Source organism: Neglectibacter sp. X4, from assembly GCF_009917365.1.
Taxonomy (GTDB): domain Bacteria; phylum Bacillota; class Clostridia; order Oscillospirales; family Acutalibacteraceae; genus Acutalibacter.
On sequence record NZ_QWLE01000277.1, the window covers coordinates 1 to 298 of the forward strand.

The 298-nt window shown below is 43.3% G+C and carries 1 pseudogene; it reads right to left on the reverse strand.

The features are described 5' to 3' along the window. Positions 1-279, reverse strand: a pseudogene (locus D1841_RS18105) (RNA polymerase subunit sigma-54); the annotation flags it as partial. Positions 280-298 lie beyond the last annotated feature (19 nt).

A 298-nucleotide genomic window follows, 5' to 3' on the forward strand; every position in this document is an offset into this window, starting at 1 on the left:
AGACAGAATTTTATCTATATAGATTGGCACCGATGCCAAAGATGCATTGCAGACAACCTCTTCCCCGGGCACAAAATTTTTTTTGTTGTCGTATTCAGGTCCAATTTCTGACACTGTACCATACACCAGTCCGCCTGTATCCGTCACTGGATTGTGCAGCTTGCCACGTCTGATTACAATGTCCATTATTTTCTGCTTGATTCGCTGGTCGTTGTCATTGGCTTCCAGACAAATTTGTTTAAAGCTGGTTCCCTCTATATGAATTCGCTTAATATCCACCCTAATTTCTGCCGGCGAC